The sequence below is a fragment of the Glycomyces sambucus genome, from assembly GCF_900102815.1.
GTDB lineage: Bacteria > Actinomycetota > Actinomycetes > Mycobacteriales > Micromonosporaceae > Glycomyces > Glycomyces sambucus.
Map to the genome: position 1 here is coordinate 57,187 of NZ_FNGF01000011.1, position 26,394 is coordinate 83,580.

Here is a 26,394-nt window from a genome sequence, read left to right on the forward strand (position 1 = left end):
CGGGCGCCGCCGCGGCGCCCGTGCGGGTCAGTAGCGCGGGGGCTTGCGCCCGGCGACCGGGCGGTCGGTGGTGCGCCGCTGAAGGGTGGTGAGGTGCTCATCGGCGCGCAGCTCCTCGTCGGTGGGCACCATGACCACGGTGAACACCAGGAAGAGCAGGACGATCGCGGTGAGGATCGCCATGGGGAAGACGAGGTCGACGGCGTCGACGCCGTGCGGGGCCTCCGCCGCGGTGCCGGTGGTGCGCACGCCGAGCATCCCCGTGTAGTGCATGAGGTTGACGGCGACGGCCATGACGGCGGCGGCGAGCCACATCGAGGCGGCGCGCTGGAGCCGCCACGAGAGCCACAGGGCGGTGGTGGCGGCGCCGATCGCGACGGCGACCGAGGCGACGACGTACCCGATGCGGTACCCGAACTCGAGTTCGGCGCTGACGGCGGCCTTGCCCGTGTAGTGCATGGCGGCCACGCCGATCCCGGTGAGCGTCCCGGCGGCGGCGAGCCGGAGCGGGGAGTACCGGCCGAGGCCGATGGCGAACAGGCCGCACGCGACGACGGCCACGGCGATGAGGGCGCTGAGCGCGGTCGTCCACGGGTCGTAGAGGATGCGCACGTCGCGCACGGTGAACCCGAGCATGGCGACGAAGTGCATGACCCAGATGCCGGTGCCGCCGATGGCGAACGCGGCGACCAGGAGCCAGAGGGCGCGGCGGGCGGGCCGGTCGTGGCGGCGGGCGTGGCGGGCGAGGAGGAGGCCGAGGGCGGAGCCGGTCATGGAGACCAGGAACGCCACGGGGAGGGTGGTGTACCCGTGGGAGAAGTGTTCGATCATGCGGAATCCGAGGAGTGGGGGTACCGGAGTATGGGATTCGGATCGTATCCGCAGGAAGGGCCCCGTTGGGGCCGTTCGATTCTCCCGTATTGCCGACTACCGGTCGTTCCATGCCCTTTGCGGCGGGCCGGGCATCGCGCGAAACCGCTCGTTCGTGCACAGGGGCGACAGGGCCGGGCCGAGAATTCCGCCGAGCGGCGGACGGAACTCTGGCCGTTCGCACTGATCCGGACAAGCGTTGTGCGCTGTCTCACAGTCATCACGGTTCACCAAGGGGCGCAACGGGACAGGGCCGCCGACCTGATGGTCGGTGGCCCTGCTTTCAGCGCCTTACGTGACGGTGCCTCTTCCGGGACGGTGCTCTCTAAGTGGCGTTGCCTTCTACGTGACGGTGATGTGCCGGCGGCGGCCCACGGTGAGGACCGGCTGGCGGGTGGCCTCGTAGAAGTCGTTGCCCTTGTCGTCCACGACGATGAACGCCGGGAAGTCCTCGACCTCGATCTTCCAGACCGCCTCCATGCCCAGCTCGGGGTATTCCAGGACCTCCATCGACTTGATGTTCTCCTGCGCGAGCTTGGCGGCGGGCCCGCCGATCGAGCCGAGGTAGAAGCCGCCGTGCGCGTTGCACGCGTCGGTGACGCGCTGCGAGCGGTTCCCCTTGGCGAGCATGACGAACGAGCCGCCCGCGGCCTGGAACTGGTCGACGTACGAGTCCATGCGCCCGGCGGTGGTCGGCCCGAAGGACCCGGAGGCGTAGCCCTCGGGGGTCTTCGCGGGCCCGGCGTAGTAGACCGCGTGGTCCTTGAGGTACTGCGGCATCTCCTCGCCCGCGTCCAGGCGCTCCTTGATCTTGGCGTGCGCGATGTCGCGGGCGACCACGAGCGTCCCGGTGAGGGACACGCGGGTCTTCACCGGGTACTTCGACAGCTCGGCGCGGATCTCGCTCATCGGCCGGTTCAGGTCGATGCGCACGGCGTCGTCGTCGAGGTCGTCCTCCCGGACCTCCGGCACGTACCGGCTCGGGTCGCGCTCCAGCTGCTCCAGGAACACGCCCTCGGCGGTGATCTTGGCCATGGCCTGGCGGTCGGCCGAGCAGGAGACGCTGAGCGCCACCGGCAGAGAGGCGCCGTGGCGCGGCAGGCGGATGACGCGCACGTCGTGGCAGAAGTACTTGCCGCCGAACTGGGCCCCGATCCCGAACTGGCGGGTGAGCTCGAGCACCTCCTGCTCCAGCGCGAGGTCGCGGAAGCCGTGCCCGGACGGCGAGCCCTCGGTGGGCATCGCGTCGAGGTACTTCGTGGAGGCGTACTTCGCGGTCTTGAGCGCGTACTCGGCGCTGGTGCCGCCGATGACGATCGCCAGGTGGTACGGCGGGCACGCGGCGGTGCCGATCTGGCGCAGCTTCTCCTCCAGGAACCGCATCATCGCGTCCGGGTTGAGGATCGCCTTGGTCTCCTGGAACAGGAACGACTTGTTCGCCGAGCCGCCGCCCTTGGCGATGAACTGGAACTTGTACGCGTCGTCGCCCTCGGCGTACAGGTCGATCTGGGCGGGCAGGTTCGAGCCGGTGTTCTTCTCGTCCCACATGGTCAGCGGGGCCATCTGGCTGTAGCGGAGATTGAGGTCGCGGTACGCCTGCCACACGCCGCGCGACAGGTGCTCGGCGTCGCGGCCGTCGGTGAGGACGTGGCGCCCGCGCTTGCCCATGACGATCGCGGTGCCGGTGTCCTGGCACATCGGCAGGACCATGCCGGAGGCGATGTTCGCGTTCTTGAGCAGGTCCATCGCCACGAACCGGTCGTTGCCGCTGGCCTCGGGGTCGTCGAGGATCGAGCGGAGCTGGGCGAGGTGCGCGGGGCGCAGGAAGTGGGAGATGTCCTTGACCGCCTCGGCGGCCAGGTGCGTGAGGACCTCGGGCTCCACGGTGAGGAACCGCCGGCCGGCGGCCTCGACCGTGCTCACCCCGTCCGTCGTGAGCAGGCGGTACTCGGTGGTGTCCGGGCCGGTGGGAAGCAGGTCCGTGTACTGGAACTCCGAAGTCATGACTCCGAACTTAGCGCGGCGCCTCCCGCACTCCGGGACCGGCGCGGGCGCCCCGCGAACCGGACGGCGGGCCGGTTTCGGCGCGGTGTCGGGCTGCGGGCTGTCGCACCCGGCGGGTAGCGTCACACCCGTGGCGGAGCGGCCCGGCCGCACCGCCCGTAAGCAGGTACGATTGCCAGGTTGCCCACCGCGAGGCGGGCAGCGCGCAAGTGATTCCTCCTGCTGCGGAGAGACCGCAGCCGATTGAGACCGAAGGAGGTGGAGCGATCTTGCGGCACTATGAACTCATGGTGATCCTCGAACCCAACCTCGAGGAGAGCCAGGTCGGCCCGACGCTGGAGAAGTTCCTCAAGGGCGTCAAGGACGCCGGAGGAGCCGTCGACAAGATCGACGTCTGGGGTCGCCGCCGTCTCGCCTACGAGATCAACAAGAGCAACGAGGGCGTCTACGCCGTCGTCGACCTGCAGTCCGAGCCCGGTCCCGTCGCGGAGATGGACCGTCAGCTCCGGCTCAGCGAGTCGGTGCTGCGGACCAAGGTGCTGCGACCGGAGCTTCGGTAACCCGACCCTGCAACTGCGAGACCGTCAAGGAGATAGGTCATGGCAGGAGAGACAGTCATCACGGTTATCGGCAACCTCGTCGACGACCCCGAACTGCGTTACACGCCGTCCGGTGCCGCCGTCGCGAAGTTCCGCATCGCATCAACCCCGCGTGCGTTCGACAAAGAGACGAACCAGTGGAAAGACGGTGAGGCGTTGTTCCTCACCTGCAGCGTCTGGCGCCAGTACGCCGAGAACGTCGCCGAGTCGCTTTCGCGCGGTACCCGCGTGATCGTGCAGGGCAGGCTCAAGCAGCGCAGCTACGAGACCCGCGAGGGCGAGAAGCGCACTGTGTACGAGCTCGACGTCGAGGAAGTTGGCCCCGCGCTGCGGTTCTCCACCGCGAAGCTCAACCGGTCCGGCGCGTCCGGCGGCGGTGGAGGCGGCGGCCGCTCCTTCGGGGGCGGCGGCGGTTCCAGCGCCGGCGGTTCGATGCCCGACGACCCTTGGGCCTCTGCGGCCCCGGCCGGCGGTGGCGCCGGCTCCGGCGGCTTCGACGAGGACCCGCCGTTCTAACCGGGCCCGGCCCGGAACACGATCTCGAGTAAGAGGCAAGACAGCACAATGGCCAACCCGAAATCGGCTCCCCTGCGGAAGCCGAAGAAGAAGCCGAACCCGCTTGAAAAAGAGGGTATCGAGTACGTCGACTACAAGGACACGGCGCTGCTGCGGAAGTTCATCTCCGACCGCGGCAAGATCCGTGCCCGCCGTGTGACCGGCGTGACCACCCAGCAGCAGCGCCAGATCGCCGCGGCCGTCAAGAACGCCCGCGAGATGGCCCTGCTCCCGTACACCAGCCAGACCCGCTAGGAAGGAGCGCACTTATGAAGATCATCCTGACTCATGAGGTGCCCAACCTCGGTTCGGCCGGTGACGTCGTCGAGGTCAAGCCCGGCTACGGCCGCAACTACCTGCTGCCGCAGGGCCTTGCGATCGCGTGGACCAAGGGCGGTCAGAAGGAGGTCGACGCGATCCAGCGTGCGCGTGCCTCCCGCCAGATCCACGACCTGGACAAGGCCCGCTCGGTGGCGGACAAGCTGAAGCAGACGGACGCCCACATCGTCGCCCGCACCGGCGACGGCGACCGCCTGTTCGGTTCCATCACCGCGGCCGACATCGTCAAGGCCGTCGACGAGGCCGGCGGCCCGAAGATCGACCGCCGCCGCGTCGAGCTCGCCTCGACCATCAAGTCGGTCGGCACCTACGACGTGTCGGTCAAGCTGCACCCGGAGGTGACCGCGAAGTTCAAGCTCCAGGTCACCCCGGCCAAGCGCCGCAAGAAGTAGGCAAGCGCGACGAGGGCCCGCGACCGGACGGTCGCGGGCCCTCGTCATGTCCGTCCACGCTTTCGAGTGAACCCTCCACGCCCGAAACATCCTTTATCGACCGCTTCGCCCGCCGATGTTCGAACGATCCCCCGCCCCCGCCCTTCCCCGCGGGCCCACCCCCGTCGCACCCGGGTGGGAGGTTGGTGCTTTTCGGCTGCTGGTCTTTCCTCGGTAGTGGAGAAGGTGGGTTCGGGCGGGTACCCGGGGCCGCCCGTACGGCCTCAGATCACCCAGCCGGCGGTCCGCAGCGTCACCGTCACCAGCCCCGCCCCCAGGATCGCCGCGGCCGAACCCGCCACGCCCGCACGCCATCCGGCGCGCGGCAGGCGCAGCAGCACCGCCACGAGGAGGCTCGCGGTGAGCGACGAGAGCGTCCACGCCCAGCCGCCCGCGACCGCCGCGCCGATGCGCGCGGGCGCCGAGCATCCCGTCGCCGCGCAGCTCGCGTCCACTGGCGGCTGCGACAGCACCCACGTCAGGTAGACGGCCACCGGCACGGCGTACCACGCGAGGGTCACCAGCAACGTCGGAGTGAACGCGCGCTCACCGGGCCGGTCGTCGCCTTCGGGGTCGAGGCGCGGCCTGCGCTCGGGGCGCTGCGGAGCGGTCATGGGCCCGCCTCTCCTCTGATCCGTGCCGGGGACGTCCCCCATGCTAGTGGCAAGTTGGCACGAACGGATTTCCGTCCACAGGCAGTGGACGACGTCGGCGCAGCTCCCGACCCGGATTCGAGGCCCCCTCGCCTCTTTGTCCACAGGTTGTCCACAGGCCCGACCCCGGTTATCCACAGGTTATCCACAGCCTTGTCCACAGGTTGTCCACAGGGGCGTTTGCAACCGTGCGCGGCGCGACATAGCGTCGTTGACGCCGCCCTTCTGTCGTATGCGGGCGGTACTGTCTCCATGAACGCACGGTGACCGAGGGGGTGGACGGCATGACCGACGTGTCGACGGACGGCGTCTTCTCGCGAGGCGCCAACGGTGCGAACGGCTCCTATTTCGACACGCCCCCCGAGGACCCCTTCGGCGGCGGCAACGGCAGCGGCGGCGGGTCCACCCGCACCTACGAGCGCACCCCGCCCCAGGACCACCAGGCCGAGATGTCGGTCCTCGGCGGCATGCTCATGAGCAAGGACGCCATCGCCGACGTCATCGAGGTCCTCGGCCCGGGCGACTTCTACCAGCCCAAGCACGGCATGATCTTCGACGCCGTCATCGACAAGTTCGGCAACGGCGAGCCCGCCGACGCCGTCACCATCGCCGCGGCCCTCGCCGACACCGGCGACCTCGCCAAGATCGGCGGCGGCCCCTACCTCCACGACCTCCTCAACGCCGTCCCCACGGCCGCCAACGCCGGGTACTACGCGAAGATCGTCAAGGAGAAGGCGATCCTGCGCCGCCTCATCGAGGCCGGCACGAAGGTCGTCCAGTACGGCTACGGCGGCGGCCAGGGCGGGCGCGACATCGACGACCTGGTCGACCTCGCGCAGCAGGCCGTCTACGAGGTCACCGACAACCGCCAGAGCGAGGACTTCGCGGTCCTGTCCGACCTCCTCCAGCCCGCGATGGACGAGATCGAGGCCATCGGCGCCAACCAGGGCGTCATGACCGGCATCCCGACCGGCTTCGCCGACCTCGACCGGCTCCTCTCGGGCCTCCAGGCCGGCCAGCTCATCATCGTCGCCGGCCGCCCCGGCGCCGGAAAGTCAACGGCCGCAATGGACTTCATGCGTCACGCGTCCCTGCACCACCGGCACGCCGCGGCCCTGTTCTCGCTCGAGATGAGCAAGCTCGAGATCGTGATGCGCCTGCTCTCGGCCGAGACCCGCGTCCCGATGCACGTCCTGCGCTCGGGCGACCTGTCCGACGACGACTGGACGCGCCTGGCCAAGCGCATGGGCGACATCTCCGAGGCGCCGCTGTTCGTCGACGACACGGCGTCGATGACCATGATGGAGATCCGGGCCAAGGCCCGGCGCCTCAAGCAGCGCCACGACCTCAAGCTCATCGTCGTCGACTACCTCCAGCTCATGACCTCGCCGAAGAAAGTGGAGTCGCGCCAGCAGGAGGTCTCCGAGATCTCCCGCGGCCTCAAGCTCCTCGCCAAAGAGGTGCAGTGCCCGGTGATCGCCGTCGCCCAGCTCAACCGCGGGCCCGAGCAGCGCACCGACAAGCGGCCGCAGCTCTCCGACCTCCGCGAGTCCGGCTCGCTGGAGCAGGACGCCGACGTCGTCATCCTCCTGCACCGCGAGGACTACTACGACAAGGAGTCGCCGCGCGCCGGCGAGGCCGACTTCATCGTCGCCAAGCACCGCAACGGCGCCACGGACACGATCACCGTGGCGGCCCAGCTCCACCTGTCGCGCTTCGTCGACATGGCCGTCTGAGCGGCCGAGCCGCCTGCCGCGGCGCCGTCTGGGACGGAGCCGCCTGCGACCTCGGCCTTCCGAGGTCAGGCCGGCCCGAGGAGGGCCCGCCAGGGAGTGAGCGCGTCCGCGCCCGGGTCGGCGCTAGTCGCCGAAGAGGATCTGGAGGAGCGTCCGTCGCTCCTTAATCCGCATGGTCTGGGCCGTGTCGGGCTCGGCCGCCGTGTACCCGGGCATGGGCCCGGCCGGGGTGCCGGGCCGGATGTTGCTGACCCACTTCTCGGTGTCGATGAGGTGTTCGAGCTCCCCGCGGTCCAGGAGCACCGCCCGACAGCCCGAGCACTGGTCGACGACGATGCCGTTGCGCTCGTACTGGTGCATGACCGCAGCGCACTTGGGGCAGGTGAGTTGCATACCGGTCACGGTACACACTTCGGGCGCGCGACGCGAGATCCGTTCAGTGCCGCGCCGAGGCCCGTGGGCCGCGCCGAGTGCTGCCCCGGCCCGGGAACCCGCGTTGAAGCCGCCGGTGCTGTCGCCTCCGCGTCAGCGCCACCACTCGACCGCCATCGACGGCCCGGGGCCGGTCTCGTGCTCGAGTTCGTCGACCGCCTCGTTCGCCACGCCCGCGAAGAGCGTGGGCGCGCCCGCGACCGCGTCGCGCAGCGGCAGCCACCAGCCGAGGAGCACCACCGGGTACAGGAGGTACCCGAAGCGGGTCGAGGGCATGAGGAGGAACGCGGTCGACAGCCCTGCGGCGCACCACAGGGCGGCCGAGGCGGCCGTGGCCGGGGGGCGGGTCCACAGCAGCGCCGCGATGACGAGGGCGGCGAGGCCGAGCAGCGCGGGGGCGATGAGCCCGCCGCCGGGCACGTGCTCGGCGATGAGGAACCCGGGCAGCGGCGACCGCGCGGGAGAGGTGACGACCCCGTGGCCGAGGCCGAAGGCGATGACGTTGTCGAAGAACCCGCGCGCGTCGAGCAGCAGCACCGGGACCATCGTGACCGCGACCGGGATCGCGAAGCCGCCGAGGTAGCGGCGCAGGCCGCCGCGGGTCCCCTGCGCGGCCTGGTGCAGGATCAGGAATCCGATGACGACGGCGGCGGGCCAGGCGAACAGCTTCAGGGCCGCGGCGGCGCCCACGGCGAGTCCGGCGGCGAACGGGCGGTCGCGGTGGGCGTAGGCGAGCGCGAGGACGATGAGGGCGACCACGGGCATGTCGTCGCCGCCGGTGGCGAACGTCAAGGCGCACACGGGGAACACGAACATCGCCTGGAAGGCGCGCAGGAGCGGGCCCTTGCCGGCGCCGAGGCCGCCGGGGCGGCGGCGCAGCAGGTCGACCGCGGCGGCGGCGCAGGCCGCGGCGGCGAGGAGGAACCAGATGCGGGCGTCGGTCCACCAGTGCTCGCCGAAGGCGGCGGCCGGGAGGCCGAAGACGGCCATGCCGGGCTGGTAGGGGTTGTAGCCGAGGAGGGGTTCGGGGAGGGCGGCGATGGCGTCGGCGTGGAGGTAGGGGCTGCCGGTGTCGAGGAGGCGGGCGCCGGAGGACTCGACGACGAGGACCTCCTCCTGGGCACGGCCGGTGACGCCGTTCGCGCGGTCGACCGCCATGAACGCCAAGGGCATCGCGGTGACGGCGACCGCCGTCCCGGCGGCGACGAGCGCCCGCCCGCGCCACACCGCGCCGGGCTGGGTGAGCAGCACGGCGGCGCAGATCGCGGCGGGCAGGTAGCCGCCGAACGCGATGGCGCCCCACTGGGAGTGCGGTTCGAGCGTGGTCCACAGCGCGGTGGCGCCCGCGAAGAGCGCCGCGACGGCGTAGAAGGCGAGGTCGATCATGAGCGGACGGTTCGACACCCGCTCAGCGTACGGGGACCGGGCGAGCCCGGCCGGAGGGCAGGCGGCGGCCCCGCCGGGACGCGATTCGCGGGCCCCCGGTTCTGAAGGGTGCCACCGGGGTCCGACATCCGATCGGCGCAGGCGGGCGCTCACGAGCGGTGGTCGGATTCAGGGCGGCGTCGGGCGCTGCTCGGGCGTGGATTCGGCGCCCCCGGTTCTGAAGGGTGCCACGGGGGTGCGACAGCGGTGGGGCGAGGCGGGTCGACGCGAGGATTCTTCGGTGAACGGCCTAGCGGTAGGGGATGCGGGCCCAGACTTCCTGGGTGCCGTCGCCGAGGGTGCGTGCGCCCCAGTCGGTGGACAGTTTGGACACGATGAACATGCCGCGGCCGTGCGCGGAGTCGAGGTTCACCGAGCAGACGTGGGGGTGGGTGCGGGAGCCGCCGTCGATCACGCGGACCTCGACGTCGGCCGGGCCCAGGACGTAGACGACGCAGACCTCGTTCCCCGGGAGCGGCCGGGCGTGGCGGACCGCGTTCGAGACGAGCTCGGTCGCGCACACCAGCAGGTCGTCGCGGGCCTCGTCGGGGAGGTCGGGAAGCGATTCGCGCAGCCATCGGCGGACCTGGCCGGGCGCCCCGGACTGGTGGGGGACGCGCAGCCGCTCTGGCGCCGGTGTCGCAGCTGGCATCGCGGTCCCCTTCCTTCCTCGGTGCCGGTCGGAGCTATACAGCAACCTACCTTTTACTGAGGCGCGACGCCAGCATTACCGTCGCACGCGGAGTCCGTCCCGAGACGCGGCTTTCAGCCCGTCAGGGTCTGCCGGATCGCGGCGGGCCGGTCGGTGAAGATCAGGTCGACTTCGAGGCCCGCCATCCGGTGCGCGGTGTCGGCGTCGTTGACCGTCCAGGCGTACACCTCGTAGCCCGCCTCATGGCTGCGTTCGACGAACTCGGGGGTCGCATCGACGTAGTCGACGCGGGAGCTGAGGACCTGGACGCCCTCCGGGGGCTTGCGGAACGGGTACTCGAAGATCCACACCAGCGGCGTGTCGGTGTCCAGGCCGCGCCAGGTCTTGAGCGCGGCGCGCGAGAACGACATGACCGTGACGTCCAGGCCGGGCCAGCGCCGGAGGGTCTCCCAGAGCCGCAGTTCGAGGCGCGGGCCGAACTTGGAGGGGTGCTTGGCCTCGATGAGGAGCTTGATGTCCTTGCCGGAGTCGATCACCAGGCCGAAGAGGTCTTCGAGGGTGGTGATGCGCTCGGCCTCGGGGTTGCCGGCGCAGTCGGGGTAGAGGTGCGCGAAGTTGAACTCCCGCAACTGGGCGAGTGTGAGGTCTGCCACGGCGCCCTTGCCGTCGGAGGTGCGCTTGACGGTGCGGTCGTGGTGGAGGACGAGCTGACCGTCGGCGGTGAGGCGGATGTCGAACTCGAACGCGTCGGCACCCTCGACGATCGCCTGGCGGAACGCGGCGATGGAGTGCTCCGGGAGGAACTCGTTCGCGCCGCGGTGGGCGGCGATCAGCGGCTGGGACACCCTTTGACGATAGACGGTGGGGACGACGTCCGAGTCGCACAGCGGTGTCCGGCTCACATGTTGGCGGTGAACGGGCCCGGCGCCGCGTGAACGGGCGGTGGCCGGAGGGCGACCTTCCTCCGGCGCTGACCGCCGCGCGGCGGGGGCCGGTTCGGGTGGCGGCGGGTGACGGGTGGGAGGGAGGATGGGGGCGTGCATTACGAGGAGGGGGCCTACCGGGACCTGGGGTGGGCGAAGATCGACGTTGGGCGGCCGGCCCGGACGGGGACGGCCGAGGCCGTGTACGCGGCGGGCAAGACCCCTGCGCAGGTCGTGGGCGCGCTCGCGGCCCTGCGGGAGGCGCACCCGGGGCGGGTCGCGGTCGCGACCCGCTGCGACGCGGCGTGCGAGGCGGCCGTCCGCGACGCCTTCGGCGACGCGGTCCTGGTCGAGGCGGGCGTGTGCGCGGTCGGCGACTTCCCGGCCGCCGAGTCCGGCGCGCTCGCGGTCGTCTGCGCCGGGACCTCCGATCTGCCGGTCGCGCGCGAGGCGGAGATCACAGCCCGCGCGAACGGGCTCGACGCCCGCCTGACCGCCGACGTCGGCGTGGCCGGGCTCCACCGCCTCCTCGACAAGCTGCCCGAACTGCGGGAGGCGGCGTGCGTGATCGTCGTGGCGGGCATGGACGGGGCGCTGCCGAGCGTCGTCGCCGGCCTGGTCTCGGCGCCGGTGATCGCGGTGCCGACCTCGGTCGGGTACGGGGCCGCGTTCGGCGGGCTCGCGCCGCTGCTGACCATGCTGAACTCCTGCTCACCGGGGGTGACGGTGGTGAACATCGACAACGGTTTCGGTGCGGCGATGGCCGCGGCCCGCATCCTCGGCGTCAAGGCGGAGCGATGACGGTCGCCTGGCTCGACTGCTCGGCGGGAGCGAGCGGCGACATGGTCCTCGGCGCCCTCGCCGACGCCGGAGTGCCTCTGGAGCTCATGCAGGCGGCGGTCGACGCGCTCGGCACCGAGCCGATCCGCTTCCACGCCAAGCGGGCCGTGCGGCACGGCCTGGCCGGGACGAAGGTCGACGTCGAGGTGACCGAGACGGCCAACGACCGGCGCTGGCGCTCGATCCGGGCGATGCTCGAAGCCGCCGACCTCGACGAGGCGGCGCGCGAGCTGGCCCTCGACGCGTTCTCGCGCCTGGCGGCGGCCGAGGCCGCCGCGCACGGCATCGACGCGGAGGACGTGCACTTCCACGAGGTGGGCGCACTCGACTCGATCGCCGACATCGTGGGCGCGGCCGCCGGCCTCGCCTCGCTGGGCGTCACGCGCCTGACCGCGTCCACGGTGACCGTGGGCGGCGGCACCACGCGCGGTTCGCACGGTTCGATCCCGCTGCCCGCCCCGGCGGTGCTCCGGGTCCTCGCCGATGCGGGCGCCCCGGTGGTGGGTGCGGTGCCGTACGAGGCGTGCACCCCGACCGGCGCGGCGATCATCGCCGCCGCCGCCTCGGGGTACGGGCCGCTGCCCGAGATGGTCGTGGAGCGCGTCGGCGTCGGCGCGGGCGGACGCGATCCGCAGGAGCGGGCGAACCTGATCCGGCTCGTCATCGGCCGCGAGGTCGCCGCCCCCGAGCGCGCCGCGCACGCGACCGTGCGCCGCGTGAACGTCGAGGCGCTGCCCCATGGCGTCAGCGAGCGGATCCACCCGCACGACCACGACCACGACCACAGCCACGGGCACGATCACGGGCACCCGCACGTCCACGGCCGCGACGGGGAACCCGGCCACACGCACGATCGCGAACCCGCCGCTCCCACCCCTGAACCCCACGCCCACCACCACACCGGTCCCGCCTCCGAAACCGAAGCGGGGCAGTCGAACCGGCCCGTCGTCATCGAGACGAACGTCGACGACCTCGATCCGCGCCTGTGGCCGGCGGCGCTCGCGGCGCTGCTCGACGCGGGTGCCTCCGACGCGTGGCTGACGCCGATCCTGATGAAGAAGGGCCGCCCGGCGCACACGGTCCACGTGCTCTGCCGCGCCGAGGCGGTCCCGCGGGTCCGGTCGGCACTCGTGCGGCACACGACCACGATCGGCATGCGCTCCTACGAGATCGACAAGTACGCGCTGGAGCGGCGGTACACCAGGGTCGATGTGGACGGTCAGTCGATCGGCGTGAAGATCGCGCTCGAGCACGGCGAGATCGTCAACGCCTCGGTCGAGTACGAGGACGCGGCCACCGCGGCCGCCGCGCTCGGACGGCCGCTCAAAGTGGTCGTAGCCCAGGCCACGGCCCTTGCGGCGCAGGAGTATCCGCACTGAACGCGGCGTTTCCCTGCGCTTGGGCCGCAGGCTATATCCTGCCCGCATGATCGATTTCGAAAATGGCTCGGTTTTCAAGCTCAAGCAGTCCGACGACCCCGGCTTCCGCGACGAGGTCCAGCCCCTGCTGGTCGACGGCGAAGCGGTCGTCCTGACCTACGAAGGCGTCCGCGACTTCATCGTGTTCACGAACAAGCGCGTGATCGCCGTGAACGTCCAGGGCATCACCGGCCGCAAGAAGGACTACGCCTCCCTGCCCTTCAACAAGATCCAGGCGTTCTCGATCGAGACCGACGGCCTCGCCGACAACGACGGCGAGCTCGACCTGTGGTTCAGCGGCCTCGGCAAGGTCCGCTTCGAGTTCAAGGAGAACGTCGACCTCCCCGCGATCGCCAAGCACATCGCGTCGGTCGCCCTCTAGGCTTCGCAAGCCCCGCAACGACTTGAGAGCGGCGCCGGTCCGGTCCCCGTGGTGCCTACGGGGGAACCGGGCCGGCGCCGCCCGGCTCTCAGTGGCCCCCGTGCGCCGCGGCGGCGGGGACCGTGCCGATCTCCTCGCCCTCGCCGAGGACCACGAACTGGCCCATCATCCCCGAGTCCTCGTGGGCGAGGATGTGGCAGTGGTACATGTACGGCAGGTCGGGGTCGGTGTAGTCCGCGAACCGCAGTGCCAGTTGGTACCTGCGCTGCGGCACCAGTTGGACGGTGTCCTTCCAGCCCCGCAGCCGCGGCGGCGGCTCCTCGCCGTCGACCGCGACGACCTGGAACTGGACGTCGTGCACGTGGAAGTTGTGCATGTAGCCGTCCGCGTTGCTCACCTCCCACAGCTCCACGGTGCCCTCGCGGACGCCGAAGTCGATGCGCTGGAGGTCCATCGCCTCGCCGTTGATCTGGTTGAAGCCCGAGAGGGAGAACTCGCGCTCCTCGACGGCCTCGGCCGGGTCGAGGTCGGGCGCGGCGCCCATGGCCGCCGGGACCTCGGTGTCGTCGGTCAGGGTCTCGGCAGCCCGGAACTCGCAGACGTCGAGCAGGTCGTCGGCGCCGTTGACGCGTCCGAGCGGGGACGTGTAGCCCTCGTCGGCCGGGTACGAGCGGAGCACGGCGGTCTCGCCGGGGGCGAACGCGACGACGATCTCGGCGCGCTCGCCGGGGGAGAGCTGGAGCCGGTCGGTCTCCCACGCCTCGGGGAGGAGGCCGCCGTCGGTGGCGATGAGCCGGAACGCGCGGTCGTCGTCGAACCCGAAGTTGTACAGGCGCGAGACCGAGCCGTTGAGCAGCCGCAGCCGCACCAGGCGGGTGGTGACGTCGACGTAGGGGCCGAGGGTGCCGTTGACGGTGATCTGGTCGCCGAGGATGCCCTGCATGCTGAGGAACGAGCCGCCGTCCTCGAACTGATTGTCGCCGTCGAGGTTCCGGTCCTGCACGATCATCGGCAGGTCGTCCACGCCGTAGGTCGCGGGCAGGGGCAGCGCCTCCGACTCCTCGTCGTCGACGATGAACATCCCGGCCAGGCCCTTGTACACGTGGCTCCCGGTGCGCCCGTGCGGGTGCGGGTGGTACCAGAGGGTGGCCGCGGGCTGGTTGAGCGTCCACTGGGGAGTCCACGAGCCGCCGGGCTCGACCTCCTGGTGGGGGCCGCCGTCCATGACCGCGGGCAGGTGCATGCCGTGCCAGTGGATCGAGGTGCCCTCGTCGAGCCCGTTGTACACCGAGAACGCGACCTCCTCGCCGCGCTTGGCGCGGATGGTGGGGCCGAGGAAGTTCCCGTTGACGCCCCAGGTCGCGGTCTCGCGGCCCTCCTTCAGGGGGGTGGTGCCGGACTTGATCTCCAGATTGAACACGCGGGCGCCGGAGGGGTCGTCGGTCGACTCGGCGAGCGGGGGGATCGCGAGTGGGGTGGCGAAGTCGATCTTCCCGGAGGTGTCGAGCTTCGCGTCGGCCCAGAAGTACGCGACGGTCCCGGCGCCGCCGAGCGCGATCGCGCCCACGCCGCCGGCGCCGATGAGGGTCCACTTCAGTGCTGTACGCCGCTTCATGGACGCAATGTTCGCGGCGCGGCCGCCTGATCGCATCGGGCCGGAGAAGACAATGCGCGTACACCCACAGGGCTACGCGGGCACCGGGAGTCAACCTCCGGTATCGATACCGGGAATGCCCGTACACCGGTCGGCGCACGCGGCCGGCCCGCCGCCGGGGCGCGGCGCCGGCATCACCGCTGGAGGGTCACTCCTCGGTGAGGTAGCCGCGGAGGTGGGCGGCGTTCACCGCGGCCGCGCGGCCGGCGACCTGGAGCTTCGCCATGGCCCGCGACAGGTGCACGCTGACGGTCTTCTCGGAGATGAACAGCTCCGCGCCGATCTGCCGGTTCGTCAGGCCCCGCGCGACCAGGCGCAGCACCCCGAGCTCGCGCGGCGTCAGCAGCGCCGGGGCCGGGACCGCCGTGTCGTCGAGGCGGGCCCGCTCGGCGAGGGCGCGCAGTTCCGCCTGGAGCGGTTCGGCCCCCAGCTCGCGCGCGGTGCGCTCGGCCGCGAACAGCGCCTCCGCGGCCTGCACCCGCGCGTCGGCACCGGTGGCGGCGAGCAGGGCCTCGGCGAGGCGCCAGCGCGCGTACGCCTGCCGGTACGGCTCGGCCCAGTCCCGGGCCGGTCCCGCCGCGTTCAGGTCGGCGTCGGTGAGGAGCGCGTAGGTCTGGGAGGCGAGCGGGTCGGTGAGCGCGAGGTCGAGGCGTTCCTGCTCGGAGAGCGCCGGGACCGGGTCGGGGTCCGGTTCGGTTGCGGCCGTGCCGGTCTGGGCGGCGATGGCGGTGCGGTAGTCGAAGGCGTCGGCGGCGGCCCGCCACAGGGCGGGGTCGCCGTCGCCGTCGAGGCGGGAGGCTTCGGCGTCGAGCTGGGCGGCCCAGGCGACGCCTTCAGGGCCGAGGGTGCCCGAGAGGGGCTGGCCGTGCTCCAGGAAGAACCGGCCGCGCTCGGTGAGGCGTTCGCCCGCGGCGACGGCGTCCTTCGCTCCGGCGGTGTCGCCGTCGCGGCGGCGGGTGTGGGCGAGGTCGGCGGCGGCGCCGACGCCGGCGGCGCACACGGAGACGCCCGCGAGGTAGTAGCCCTTCATGCGGGTCATCCACTCGGTGGCGCGCTCGACGCGGCGGACCGCGTCGGCGGGCCGGCCGCGCCAGCGGTCGAGTTCGGCGCCGCAGAGGGTGGCGAGGGCGAGGACCTGGCCGTCGAGCTGCCACCGGTCGGCGAGGTAGTCGAGGCGGCGGTCGGCGGTCTCGAAGCGGCCGCGGGCGACGTCGACGAGGAGGACGGCGGCGGCGAGGCGGGTGAGGACGACGCCGGGGAGGACGCTGGAGGCCATCTCGCCGTTCGCGTCGACCGCCTCCCAGCGGCCGAGCATGTAGTTGCAGATGACCTGGCGGACGGCGATCTCGACGCCGTAGCCGCTCCACCGGTCGCCGGTGCGGCGGCCGAGTTCGGCGCCGCGGTCGAAGTGCGCGATGGCCTCGGAGAGGCGGGCGGCCTCGATGAGGACCAGGCCGTTGCTGAAGTGGGCGCGGAGTTCGACCTCGTGCCAGTCGAGGCCGCGGACGAGGTCGAGGGCCTCGTTGTTGCGGGCGAGGGAGCGTTCGACGGTGTGCTCGCCGCGGCGGTGCGCGGCGACGGTGTCGGTGAGGATCGCGTCGGCCTTCGCGGCGCGGGCGGCGCACACCTCGTCGGGGTCGCGGTCCGGGTCGCCGATGACGGCGTCGGCGGTCGCGATCGCGGCGGCGGTCCAGGCGGCGGCCTCCTCGTGGCGGCGGTTGGAGTAGACGGTGCGGGCGACGACGGCCTGCGCCCACGCCTTGACCGAGCGGGGCTCCTCGTCCTTGACGAGTTCCCATGCCTCCCAGGCGACCTGGTGCGCCTGGGCTTCGTCGCCCTCGATGGTGAGGAGGTGCTTGGCGTACTTGCGGCGGGTGGAGGCGCCGAGGATGGGGTCGCCGGAGGCGTCGGCGATGCGCACGGCGGCCGCGGAGTAGGACTGGGCGCGCTTGATCTCGCCGGACGCTTCGGCGTTGGCGGCGGCGCGGGTGGTCAGGCGCAGTTCGGTGAGGCCGTCGGGCCGCTGGGCGGCGGGCACGCGCTCGAACAGGGCGAGGGCCCGTTCGAGGTGCAGGAGGGCCTCGGCGGGGGCGGCGAGCTCGACTGCCTCGTTCGCGGCGCGCACCGACGCGGCGAGGGCGCAGCGCAGGTCCCCGGACTCGTAGGCGTGGTGGGCGAGTTCGGCCTCGGCGCCCTTGCCGTCGTCGCCGGCGAGGGATTCGGCGATCTTCTGGTGGTACCGGATGCGTTCGCCCGGAAGGAGGTCGGAGTAGACGGCCTCGCCGAGGAGGGCGTGGCGGAACGCGTACGTGTCGGGGCTCTTCTGCGCGATGATGCCGTGCGAGATCGCGGCGCGCAGGGCCTCGTCGAGTTCGCGCTCGTGGCGCAGGCCGGTCTCGTCGAGCATCGACCAGGCGGCGGCGTTCAGGCGCCGGTAGGTGAAGCGGCGGCCCAGGACGGAGGCGAGGCGGACGACGCCGCGGGCGGCGTCGGGGAGGCGTTCGAGGCGGGCGAGCAGGACCTCGGCGAGTTCGAAGGTGACCGTGTGGGTCTCGGCGGCGGCGAGTTCCTCGGCGAGGAACGCGTTCCCCTCGGAGGCGGCCGCGATCTTGGAGACGGAGACCTCGTCGAGCCCAGTGTTGAGCTCACGCACGAAGTCGGCGGCGTGCTGGGCGTCGAACGGGTCGATCTGGAGGCGCTGGACGGCCGGGAGGCGCACGAGTTCGGCGAGGAGGGGGCGCAGGGGGTGGCCGCGGTGGACGGCGTCGGCCCGGTAGGAGCCGAGGATGAGGAGGCGCTGGCCGGTGAGGCGGGAGGTGAGGAACGCGAGGAGGTCGCGGCTGGAGCGGTCGGCCCAGTGGAGGTCTTCGAGGGTGATGACGACGGTGCGGTCCGAGGCGAGGTCGGCGAGCGCGGCGTGGAACGCCTCGAAGAGGCCGAGCCGCCCGAGGTCCCCGTCGGCCGTGCCGGGGTGGCCGGGAAGGAGCGGGCGGAGGCCGGGGTGCGCGGCGACGAGGTCGGGCTCGTCGCGGGCGAGGGCGCCGACGATCTCGGCGAAGGGGAGGTAGGGGAGGGCCGAGTCGGCCGTGTCGAGGCAGTGGCCGGTGACGGTGAGGACACCGTCACCGGCGCTGTCGTTGAAATCGTGGAGGAGCCGGGTCTTGCCGACCCCGGCGTCCCCCGAGACCAGGACCGTCGCCGGTCGACCCGTCTTCGCGGCGTCGAGCGCGTCGCGCAGCGCGGCGAGCTCGGCGTCGCGGGCGAAGAGCGGGAGGTCGGAACCTAGGCGCGGCATGTCTGCAATCATGACACGCCCTTAGGACACGGCGGTCCGGTCGTTTCGGCCGGCCTCCTCGTGGCGCAGGCCCAGGGCCTTGGCGACGCGGCCGGCGACGCCGGCGTGCCGGACGTGGCTGCCCGCGCGGCGGGTCTCCTTGGCGGCCTTGAGGAGGCGGCGGGCCTGGCGCTCGTTCTCGGCGTCCTTGCGGAGCTCCTCGGAGCGGGCGTAGTGCAGGTAGTGCAGGTCGAAGTCGTTCATCTTCGTTCCTTCGGTGTCGGTGGCCGGCGTTTCCGGCCTGACACCAATACTCGTGCTGAGGCCCGGAGGGGGGCATCAGGCGTCCGCGTCGAAGCCGCCCGCATACCCCTTACTTCCGGGCCCCGGCGCCCGCAGGGCCCTTACTTCCGGCTGAGGGGCCTTACCCTGGCGAGCTTCGAGGGCTGCCAGACGGCCTTCCCGATGTCGACGGTGAGGGCCGGGACCAGCAGGGAGCGGACGATGACGGTGTCGAGGAGCACCCCGAACGCGACCACGAACGCGATCTGCGCGAGGAACAGGATCGGCAGGACCGCGAGCGCCGAGAACGTCGCGGCGAGGACCACCCCGGCCGAGGTGATGACCCCGCCGGTGGCGACCAGGCCCCGCAGCGTCCCGGCCTTCGTGCCGAGCCGCGCCGACTCCTCGCGGACGCGCGTCATCAGGAAGATGTTGTAGTCGATCCCGAGCGCCACGAGGAACACGAATCCGAACAGGACGACCGTCGGGTCGGCGCCGGGGAACCCGAAGAGGTGGTTGAACACCAGCGCCGAGACGCCCATGGTCGCACCGAAGGAGAGCACCACGGTGGCCGTCAGCAGCAGCGGCGCCACGATGGAGCGCAGCAGCAGCATGAGCACCAGCAGGATCACCGCGAGGACGATCGGGATGATGACCGCGCGGTCGCGCTCGGAGGTCTCCAGCGTGTCGAGCTGGATCGCGGTCGGCCCGCCCACGAGCGCGTCGGCGCCGTCGACGGCGTGCACGGCCTCGCGCAGCCGCTCGACCGTGGCCACGGCGGCGTCGGAGTCGGGCGCGTCCTCCAGGACCGCCTCGACCTCCACGAGCCCGTCCGCGACCTTGACCTGCCCCGACTGGTCCACGGACGCGGCCACGTCGGCGACACCGTCGACCTCGGCGGCCGCGAGGACCGCGTCGAGCGCGGACTCGTTCGCGATGATCACCGCGGGCGCGCCGGAGCCGCCCGGGAAGTGCTCGGCGAGGACCTCCTGGCCCGCGACCGAGTCGACGTCGGTGAGGAACACCTCGGTCTGCGCGGTGCCGTCCGCCTTGAGCTGCACCATGAACGCCGCGGCGATCACCAGGCCCGCGGCCGTGGTCATCCAGACGACGCGCGGGCGGCGGGCGACGAGCCCGGCCACGTTCGCCCACAGGCGCGAGCGGCGGCGGCCGCCCTTCGCGACGCGGCGCGGCCAGAACGCGGCCCGCCCGAAGATCGCCAGCACCGCCGGCAGGAACGTCACCGCGGACAGGAACGCCGCGGCGATCCCGATGGCCGCCACCGGGCCGAGGCCGCGGTTCGACTCCAACTGGCTGAACAGCAGGCACAGCACGCCGAGGATGACCGTGCCCGCGGAGGCCGCGATCGGCTCGATCGTGGCGCGCAGGGCCCTGCGGACCGCGGTGAACCGGTCGAGGCCGGCGTCCAGCTCCTCGCGGAACCGGGCCACCAGGAGCAGCGCGTAGTCGGTGGCGGCGCCGAAGACGAGGATGAACAGGATGCCCTGGCTCTGGCCGTTCAGGTCGATCGCGCCCGCGTCGGCGAGCGCGTAGACCGCGGCGCTGGCGGCCGCGAGCGCGAACCCGCACGACAGCAGCACCAGCAGCGGCAGGAGCGGGGAGCGGTAGACGAGCACGAGGATCACGGCCACCACGGCGGCGGCCACGAGCAGCAGGAGGCCGTCGACGCCGCCGAACGCCTCGCCGAGGTCGGCGCCGAGCGCGGCCTGGCCGGTGACGAGGACGTCGAGCCCGTCGGGGCGGCCCTCGTCGAGGACCGAGCGGATCTGGGCGACCGCCTCGTTCTCGTCGGCGCCGGCGTCGATGAGGACGACGAGCTGCGCGGCCTCGGCCGGGTCCTCGTCGGAGAGCTGCGGCGGGATCGGCGGCCCGGCGTTGAAGTCGAGGGCGGCGAGTGCCGCGCTCGCGGAATCGAGGTAGGCGAGGTCGGCCCCGCTCAGGCCCCCGGTACGTTCGGCGACGACGATCGCGGGCGTGGCCTCGGTGTCGTCGAAGGTCGCGCGGAGTTCGCCGACCTCGGTGGACTCCGCGGAGGAGGGCAGGAACGCGGAGCCGTCGTTGACGGCGACCTCGCTGAGCTTCCCGGCGAACGGCCCCGCGAAGGAGCCGATCGCGAGCCAGGCGAGCGCCAAGAGCGCGGGCAGGAGCCAGCGCAGTCGGCGGACGGGTTGCGGTCGTTCGGGGGCCATGCGGGTCTCCTCGCGTCGCGACGGGTCGATCATTCCATCGACGGATAATTCGATGATCGAAATAGTAGACTGCATGCGGACCACGGACACGGATAGGACGGCGCGTATGACCCACGACACCGACGGTGGCGGACCGACCGACAGGGACCTGTCGCGGCTGCTCCAGAACCTCAACGTCGAGTCGGACCGGTACGCCGAGCGCTTCGGCGCCAAGCACGGCCTCCACCGCACCGACGTCAACGCCCTCGCCCTCATCATGGAGGCCGCCCGCCTCGGCGCCCCCATGTCCCCCTCCGCGCTCGCCAAGGAGCTGGGCCTCAGCCCCTCGGCCACTACCGCGCTCATCGACCGGCTCGAAGCCCTCGGGCACGTCGAGCGCGGCCGCCCCGCCGGCGACCGCCGCCGCGTGGCCCTCGAAGTGCCCGCCGCGGCCGTGGAGGCCAACCGGCACCTGTTCACGCCGCTCGCGATGGCGTTCAGCGAGTCGTGGACCGGCTTCACCGCCGAGGAGCGCGCGGTCGTCGCGCGGTTCCTCGCCGTCAGCACCGAGACGATGAAGGCCGTCAGCGCCGAGGCGCAGGATCAGCCGCGCGACCAGCGGCGCCGGTAGGCCCCGTCCGGGTCGAACCGGCCGGCCTGGCGCTCGTGGTTGAAGCCGCGGTTGGGGCGCGTGTCGTTCCCGGTCCCGGCCGTCCACTGCCAGTTGCCCGCGTTGTTCGCCTCGTCGTAGTCGACCAGGTGCGCGGCGAAGTGCGCCTCGCCGTCGCGCCAGTCCAGGCCGAGGGTCTTGACCAGGTATCCGGCGGTGATGAGCCGGGCCCGGTTGTGCATCCAGCCCTCGGCGTGGAGCTGGCGCATCCCGGCGTCGACGATGTCGATCCCGGTGGTGGCGGTCCGCCACGCCTCCAGGGCCGTCAGGTCCGCCTCCCAGTCGGTCCGCGCCCCGGGCTTGTACGGCTGGTCGGGGAGGTCGGGGAACGCGTTGAGGACCTGGAGGTGGAAGTCCCGCCAGCACAACTGCCGGACCATCGCCTCGGGCAGGCGCGGGTCGGCGGCGAGCTCGCGGGCCGACAGGCACCCGAGGGCGAGGTACGGGCTGAGGCGGGAGGTCCGGTCCCCGGCCAGGTCGTCATGGTGCTCGGCGTAGTCCGCCGAGTCCGGCGCCCACTCGTCGAGGCGCGCGAGCCCGGCCCGCTCGCCGCCGCGCGGCAGCTCCTCGGCGGTCGGTTCGGCGGGCGCGAGGTCGTGCGAGTCGGGCAGGTCGGGGACGTCGAGGCGGTCGGGTTCGGGCGCCGTCGCACGCCAGCGGACCTGCGACCAGGCGCGCCAGTACGGGGTGAAGACCTTGTAGTGGTCGCCGCCGCCGCTGGGCAGCAGCCGCCCGGGCTCGACCACGGCCGGGCCGGGGGTGACCTGGAGTTCGGCGTCCGCCCCGAGGCGTTCGAGGAGGCCGGCGGCGAACTTTCCGGCGTCCGAGGCGCACACGACGAGGTCGGCGCCGGTGGCCTTCCACACGTCCGCGACCTGCTCGGCGGTGTCGCCGGAGCGGACCACGAGGTCCCCGCCGAGGCCCCGCAGGGACTCGCGCAGGTCGTCGAGGGCGTCGAGCAGGAACGCGCGCTGGTTCCCGTTCGTGGCGCGGGCCGGATCGTCCACGTACAGCGGGACCACCCGCCCGGCCTCGCAGGCCGCGGCCAGGGCCGGGTTGTCGTGGACGCGCAGGTCGCGCGTGAACAGCAGGACGGCGGTGCGGGTCATCGGCGGCTCCCAAGCAGGGCCGACCGGGGCGGGCGGCCCTGGAAAGCCTAGCGACCGGGCCCGCCCGCCGCGGGGAGGCGCGTCAGACGCGGGGCGGTTCGACCTCGGTCTGGGCCTTGACGACCCCGACCGGGCACGACAGCCCGTTCGGCCCGTGGTTGCAGTACCCGTTCGGGTTCTTGTGCAGGTACTGCTGGTGGTACTCCTCGGCGAGCCAGTACGGCCCGGCCGGGAGGATCGCGGTGGTGATCGGGCCGAGCCCGGCGGCGCGCACGATCGGCTCGAACACCTCCTTGCTCGCCTCCGCGGCGGCCTGCTGCTCCGGGGTGGTCGTGTAGATGACCGACCGGTACTGGGTGCCGATGTCGTTGCCCTGCCGCATGCCCTGCGTCGGGTCGTGGTTCTCCCAGAAGACCTTGAGCAGCGCGTCGTAGTCGACGTCCGCGGGCTCGTAGACGACCTTGACGACCTCGGCGTGGCCGGTCAGGCCCGTGCAGACCTCCTCGTAGGAGGGCTTCTCGGTGTTGCCGCCCATGTAGCCGACGGAGGTCGTCCACACGCCGGGGACGCGCCAGAACAGCCGCTCGGCGCCCCAGAAGCAGCCCATGCCGAAGTAGGCGAATTCGGCGTCGGGACCGGGAGTGCCTTCGATGGGGTGCTTGAGCACCGGGTGCGTGATGGTCATCCCGCAAGTCTGGCACGCGCGGTGCGGCGCCGCCACGTGTCGCGGGCGACGGCCGGGGACACGGCCGCGGGCGCCCGGCCCTCACCGACCTGCCGGTCGGCGAGCACGGCGGGCGCCCGCGGTGCGAAGTCTGATCCGTTCGGGCCCTGCCGGGCCGTTCCGTGCCTGCGGGGCTATTCCTTCTCCGCGACGGCGTCGATCGTGCCGTCGCCGTTCAGGTCGACGGCCGCGGTGTCGTACTTGCCGTCGCCGTCCTGGTCGATGAGCACCTGGTCGATGACGCCGTCGCCGTCGGTGTCGACCGCCAGGAGGTCCGCGGTGCCGTCGTCGTCGACGTCCACGTGGTACTCGACCGACCCGTCTTCGTTGCGGCGCACGCCGACCGTGTCCTCGGTGCCGTCACCGGTGATGTCCATCTTGTGTACTTCGTCGAAGCCCATGAGGCACCTCCTGAGTAATGAAGTGGTAAGTGTCGTCTGCACGATAGCGCGCCTATCCATAGCCAGTGGTACTCGCGTCGGCTAGCTTAGGGGCATGCATGACGGTCACGGGTTTTCCACACTCGCCATCCACGCCGGGCAGGAGGCGGATCCGCTTACGGGAGCGGTCGTTCCGCCGATCTACGCGACCTCCACCTACAAGCAGGACGGCGTCGGCGGACTGCGGAGCGGCTACGAGTACTCCCGGTCGGGCAACCCGACCCGGACGGCGCTGGAGACCTGCCTGGCCGCGATCGAGGGCGGCACCCGCGCGTTCGCGTTCGCCTCCGGGCTCGCCGCCGAGGACACCATCCTGCGCGCGCTCCTCGCCCCCGGCGACCACGTGATCATCCCCGACGACGCCTACGGCGGCACGTTCCGCCTGTTCGACAAGGTCGCGACCCGCTGGGGCCTGCGCTACACCGCCGCCCCGATCACCGACCTCGCGGCCGTCGCCGCGGTCATGAGCGAGGGCACCAAGCTGGTGTGGATCGAGACGCCCACCAACCCGCTGCTCAACATCGCCGACATCGAGCAGATCGCCGACCTCGCGCACCGCCACGGCGCGCTCGTCGTCGTCGACAACACGTTCGCGAGCCCGTACCTCCAGCAGCCGCTCGCGCTCGGCGCGGACCTCGTCGTCCACTCCACCACCAAGTACATCGGCGGGCACTCCGACGTCGTCGGCGGCGCGGTCGTCGTCCGCGACGCCGAGATCGCCGACGCGATCGCGTTCCACCACAACGCGATGGGCGCCGTCGCCGGACCGTTCGACGCGTTCCTCACCCTGCGCGGCATCAAGACCCTGGGCGTGCGCATGGACCGCCACTGCGACAACGCCGAGCGCGTCGCCGAATACCTCTCCGGCCACGCCAAGGTCGCCGAAGTGCGCTACCCGGGCCTCGCCGAGCACCCCGGGCACGACGTCGCCGGCAAGCAGATGAAGCGCTACGGCGGCATGGTCTCCTTCCGCCACAAGGACGGCGAGCAGGCCGCGGTCGACCTGTGCGCCCGCACCGAGGTGTTCACGCTCGGGGAGTCCCTCGGCGGCGTCGAATCCCTCATCGAGCACCCGGGGCGCATGACCCATGCCTCGGTCGCCGGCAGCGACCTCGAAGTCCCCGCGGACCTCGTGCGGCTGTCGGTCGGCATCGAAGACGCCGACGACCTCCTGGCGGACCTCCGCCAGGCCCTCGGCTGACCCGATCGTCCTCCCGTCGAAACCCCTGTCCCCCGCGAGAAAGGACGATCAGTGAGCTGGTCGGGAACCACCGCGCAGCAGATAGCGAAGGCGGTCCGGCGCGGCGACGCGGACGCGGCGTTCGTCGTCGACCACCACCTGCGCCGCATCGAGGACCACCGCGAGGCCGACGCCGCGCTCACCGGCGTGCGCAAGGTCGAGTCCCTCGCCGAGGCCGCGGCCGTCGACGAGATCGAGAACCGCGACTCCCTGCCCGCCGCGGGCGTGCCCGTCGCGGTCTGCGAGCAGCTCCCGGTCGCCGGGCACGCCCCGCGGCTCGGCTCCAACGCGGCGGTCCTCCCGATAGCCGACACCGACCACCGTGCGGTGCAGCGCATCCGCGGCGCCGGCGCGGTCGTCGTCGCCTTCGGGCGCTCCTCCGAACTGGGGCTGTGGCCCGCCACCGACGACGACGGGAACGTCCCGGCCAACCCGTGGCGCCCTGACCGCGGCATCGGCGGCCCCTCCGGCGGCACCGCCCTCGCGGTCGCCACCGGCGCGGCCCCGATCGGCATCGGCCTCGACGGCCCCGGCTCGGCCGGCGGCGTCCGCACCGCCGCCGCGGCCTGCGGCATCGTCGCCTACAGCCCCGAGCACGTGCCCGCCGACATCGACGCCGACCCCGACCACTGGCTCGGCGGCCACGTCGGCGTCATGGCGACCACAGTGGACGACGCGGCGCTCGCCTACGCCGCCCTCACCCACCGCGCCCCGCGCACCACCGGCGACCCCGGCCGCCTGCGGATCGCGGCCACCAACGTCGCCCCGCTGCCGGCCCGCGTCGACGACGACGCCACGAAGTGGCTGCTCAAGGCCGTCCGCTCGCTCACGGACCTCGGCCACGACACCTTCCGCGCCAAGCCGCGCTTCGGCGCGCGGCTGACCCCCGCCTCTTCGGGGGCGTGGACGTGCGCGGCGTACCTCCGCAGCCTCAAGTGCGGCCCCGACGGGCTCCAGCGGCGCACCAAGCGCCTTGTGGCCGTTGGCGAGCGCACCTACCTCGGCGGCCTGTTCGGCGGCGTCCTCGGCGACGGCAACCGGGTCCGGCGGCACCTGGAGGACTGGTTCGACCTGGAGGACTACGACGTCCTCATCACCCCCGGCCTGCCCGCGGCGCCGCCCGCGGCGAAGGAGTGGTCGCGCGAACCGCTGCGCTCCAACGTGGCCCACCTCGCCTCGGCCGCCGCCTTCACCGCCCCGTTCAGCCTCGCCGGGCTCCCGGCGCTGGTCGTCCCGGTCGGCATGCGCTCGGACGGCGCCCCGGCCACGGTGCAGCTCGTCGGCCCGCCCGGGTCGACCGGCCGCCTCTTCGACATCGCCGCCCAACTCATCGCCAAGCTCCGGCCCCGGCGCTACGCGCCCGGCCTGAGCTGGGATTAAGCACTGGCGCAACCGTTCACGGTTTGGGGCCGGGCCGCTGTGCGGCCCGGCCCCAAACCGTGAACGGTGATTTGCGTGCCGCTCCCCGCTCCCCGCTCCCCGCTCCCCGCTCCCCGCTCCCCGCTCCCCGCTCCCCGCTCCCCGCTCCCCGCTCCCCGCTCCCCGCTCCCCGC

Annotated in this window: 24 protein-coding genes and 1 pseudogene; 11 read left to right on the top strand and 14 right to left on the bottom strand. The window is 72.4% G+C overall.

Annotated elements, in window-relative coordinates:
- Nucleotides 1-27: 27 nt before the first annotated feature.
- Nucleotides 28-831 (bottom strand): MHYT domain-containing protein, encoded by an 804-nt coding sequence (locus BLS99_RS25005; protein WP_091054457.1) that lies wholly within the window; start codon nt 829-831, stop codon nt 28-30.
- 381 nt (nt 832-1,212) lie between these two features.
- Nucleotides 1,213-2,874 (bottom strand): fumarate hydratase, encoded by a 1,662-nt coding sequence (locus tag BLS99_RS25010; protein WP_091054458.1) that lies wholly within the window; start codon nt 2,872-2,874, stop codon nt 1,213-1,215.
- A 269-nt stretch (nt 2,875-3,143) separates the two neighbouring features.
- Between BLS99_RS25010 and rpsF the strand changes: the two genes are divergently transcribed.
- Genes rpsF through rplI form a run of 4 tightly spaced genes read left to right on the top strand, consistent with a single transcriptional unit; the run spans nt 3,144 to nt 4,759 of the window.
- Complete coding sequence (gene rpsF, locus BLS99_RS25015; protein ID WP_091054459.1) at nt 3,144-3,434, top strand: 30S ribosomal protein S6; 291 nt, start codon at nt 3,144-3,146, stop codon at nt 3,432-3,434.
- Nucleotides 3,435-3,473: 39 nt separating this feature from the next.
- Nucleotides 3,474-3,989 (top strand): single-stranded DNA-binding protein, encoded by a 516-nt coding sequence (locus BLS99_RS25020; protein WP_091054460.1) that lies wholly within the window; start codon nt 3,474-3,476, stop codon nt 3,987-3,989.
- Between the two features lie 48 nt (nt 3,990-4,037).
- Nucleotides 4,038-4,283, top strand: coding sequence for a 30S ribosomal protein S18 (gene rpsR, locus BLS99_RS25025; RefSeq protein WP_030160643.1), 246 nt, complete (start codon nt 4,038-4,040; stop codon nt 4,281-4,283).
- A gap of 14 nt (nt 4,284-4,297) precedes the next feature.
- Nucleotides 4,298-4,759 (top strand): 50S ribosomal protein L9, encoded by a 462-nt coding sequence (gene rplI, locus BLS99_RS25030; RefSeq protein ID WP_091054461.1) that lies wholly within the window; start codon nt 4,298-4,300, stop codon nt 4,757-4,759.
- A 263-nt stretch (nt 4,760-5,022) separates the two neighbouring features.
- Here the strand turns inward: rplI and BLS99_RS25035 are convergent, their stop codons facing one another.
- The gene (locus tag BLS99_RS25035; RefSeq protein WP_091054462.1) at nt 5,023-5,412 is read right to left on the bottom strand and encodes a hypothetical protein; all 390 of its coding nucleotides are present in this window, start codon (nt 5,410-5,412) and stop codon (nt 5,023-5,025) included.
- 323 nt (nt 5,413-5,735) lie between these two features.
- Here BLS99_RS25035 and dnaB point away from each other — a divergent pair, with 323 nt between their 5' ends.
- Complete coding sequence (gene dnaB, locus BLS99_RS25040; RefSeq protein ID WP_091054487.1) at nt 5,736-7,187, top strand: replicative DNA helicase; 1,452 nt, start codon at nt 5,736-5,738, stop codon at nt 7,185-7,187.
- 266 nt (nt 7,188-7,453) lie between these two features.
- Here dnaB and BLS99_RS27720 read toward each other — a convergent pair.
- The 4 genes and pseudogenes from BLS99_RS27720 to BLS99_RS25060 all read right to left on the bottom strand — a co-directional run.
- A pseudogene (locus BLS99_RS27720) lies at nt 7,454-7,580 on the bottom strand (TFIIB-type zinc ribbon-containing protein); the annotation flags it as partial.
- Between the two features lie 132 nt (nt 7,581-7,712).
- Nucleotides 7,713-9,023: a glycosyltransferase 87 family protein gene (locus BLS99_RS25050; RefSeq protein WP_218126855.1), complete on the bottom strand. Its 1,311-nt coding sequence runs from the start codon at nt 9,021-9,023 to the stop codon at nt 7,713-7,715.
- A 271-nt stretch (nt 9,024-9,294) separates the two neighbouring features.
- Entirely contained in the window at nt 9,295-9,696 is a 402-nt protein-coding gene (locus tag BLS99_RS25055; protein WP_091054464.1) for an ATP-binding protein, read from the bottom strand.
- Nucleotides 9,697-9,809: 113 nt separating this feature from the next.
- Nucleotides 9,810-10,541, bottom strand: coding sequence for a glycerophosphodiester phosphodiesterase (locus tag BLS99_RS25060; RefSeq protein WP_176953532.1), 732 nt, complete (start codon nt 10,539-10,541; stop codon nt 9,810-9,812).
- Between the two features lie 192 nt (nt 10,542-10,733).
- Between BLS99_RS25060 and larB the strand changes: the two genes are divergently transcribed.
- Genes larB through BLS99_RS25075 form a run of 3 tightly spaced genes read left to right on the top strand, consistent with a single transcriptional unit; the run spans nt 10,734 to nt 13,259 of the window.
- Nucleotides 10,734-11,420 (top strand): nickel pincer cofactor biosynthesis protein LarB, encoded by a 687-nt coding sequence (gene larB, locus BLS99_RS25065; protein WP_091054466.1) that lies wholly within the window; start codon nt 10,734-10,736, stop codon nt 11,418-11,420.
- Nucleotides 11,417-12,838 carry a nickel pincer cofactor biosynthesis protein LarC gene (larC, locus tag BLS99_RS25070; RefSeq protein WP_091054467.1) on the top strand — a complete coding sequence of 474 codons (1,422 nt, stop codon included), beginning with the start codon at nt 11,417-11,419 and terminating at the stop codon, nt 12,836-12,838. The genes larB and larC overlap by 4 nt, the downstream gene beginning before the upstream one ends.
- Before the next feature lie 46 nt (nt 12,839-12,884).
- Nucleotides 12,885-13,259, top strand: coding sequence for a PH domain-containing protein (locus BLS99_RS25075; protein WP_091054468.1), 375 nt, complete (start codon nt 12,885-12,887; stop codon nt 13,257-13,259).
- Nucleotides 13,260-13,347: 88 nt separating this feature from the next.
- Here the strand turns inward: BLS99_RS25075 and BLS99_RS25080 are convergent, their stop codons facing one another.
- The 4 genes from BLS99_RS25080 to BLS99_RS25095 all read right to left on the bottom strand — a co-directional run bounded on the left by BLS99_RS25080 (nt 13,348) and on the right by BLS99_RS25095 (nt 20,679).
- Nucleotides 13,348-14,874 (bottom strand): multicopper oxidase family protein, encoded by a 1,527-nt coding sequence (locus BLS99_RS25080; RefSeq protein WP_091054469.1) that lies wholly within the window; start codon nt 14,872-14,874, stop codon nt 13,348-13,350.
- Between the two features lie 187 nt (nt 14,875-15,061).
- The gene (locus BLS99_RS27550) at nt 15,062-18,208 is read right to left on the bottom strand and encodes an AAA family ATPase (RefSeq protein ID WP_176953533.1); all 3,147 of its coding nucleotides are present in this window, start codon (nt 18,206-18,208) and stop codon (nt 15,062-15,064) included.
- Between the two features lie 21 nt (nt 18,209-18,229).
- Nucleotides 18,230-18,451: a hypothetical protein gene (locus BLS99_RS25090; RefSeq protein ID WP_091054471.1), complete on the bottom strand. Its 222-nt coding sequence runs from the start codon at nt 18,449-18,451 to the stop codon at nt 18,230-18,232.
- A 140-nt stretch (nt 18,452-18,591) separates the two neighbouring features.
- Entirely contained in the window at nt 18,592-20,679 is a 2,088-nt protein-coding gene (locus BLS99_RS25095; protein WP_091054489.1) for an MMPL family transporter, read from the bottom strand.
- 106 nt (nt 20,680-20,785) lie between these two features.
- Between BLS99_RS25095 and BLS99_RS25100 the strand changes: the two genes are divergently transcribed.
- On the top strand, nt 20,786-21,289 hold the full coding sequence (locus tag BLS99_RS25100) for a MarR family winged helix-turn-helix transcriptional regulator (protein WP_091054472.1): 504 nt from the start codon (nt 20,786-20,788) through the stop codon (nt 21,287-21,289).
- Here the strand turns inward: BLS99_RS25100 and BLS99_RS25105 are convergent.
- From BLS99_RS25105 to BLS99_RS25115, 3 genes are all read right to left on the bottom strand, one after another.
- A complete protein-coding gene (locus BLS99_RS25105) occupies nt 21,262-22,437 on the bottom strand; it encodes a cryptochrome/photolyase family protein (protein WP_091054473.1) in 1,176 nt (391 codons plus the stop codon). The two genes, BLS99_RS25100 and BLS99_RS25105, sit on opposite strands and share 28 nt — an antisense overlap.
- A gap of 82 nt (nt 22,438-22,519) precedes the next feature.
- Nucleotides 22,520-23,122, bottom strand: a complete 603-nt coding sequence (gene msrA / locus BLS99_RS25110; RefSeq protein WP_091054474.1) for a peptide-methionine (S)-S-oxide reductase MsrA — start codon at nt 23,120-23,122, stop codon at nt 22,520-22,522.
- Nucleotides 23,123-23,295: 173 nt separating this feature from the next.
- Nucleotides 23,296-23,562 carry a hypothetical protein gene (locus BLS99_RS25115; protein WP_091054475.1) on the bottom strand — a complete coding sequence of 89 codons (267 nt, stop codon included), beginning with the start codon at nt 23,560-23,562 and terminating at the stop codon, nt 23,296-23,298.
- Nucleotides 23,563-23,656: 94 nt separating this feature from the next.
- Here BLS99_RS25115 and BLS99_RS25120 point away from each other — a divergent pair, with 94 nt between their 5' ends.
- A complete protein-coding gene (locus BLS99_RS25120) occupies nt 23,657-24,802 on the top strand; it encodes a cystathionine gamma-synthase (protein ID WP_091054476.1) in 1,146 nt (381 codons plus the stop codon).
- Nucleotides 24,803-24,853: 51 nt separating this feature from the next.
- Nucleotides 24,854-26,221 carry an amidase gene (locus BLS99_RS25125; protein ID WP_091054477.1) on the top strand — a complete coding sequence of 456 codons (1,368 nt, stop codon included), beginning with the start codon at nt 24,854-24,856 and terminating at the stop codon, nt 26,219-26,221.
- Nucleotides 26,222-26,394: the final 173 nt, after the last annotated feature.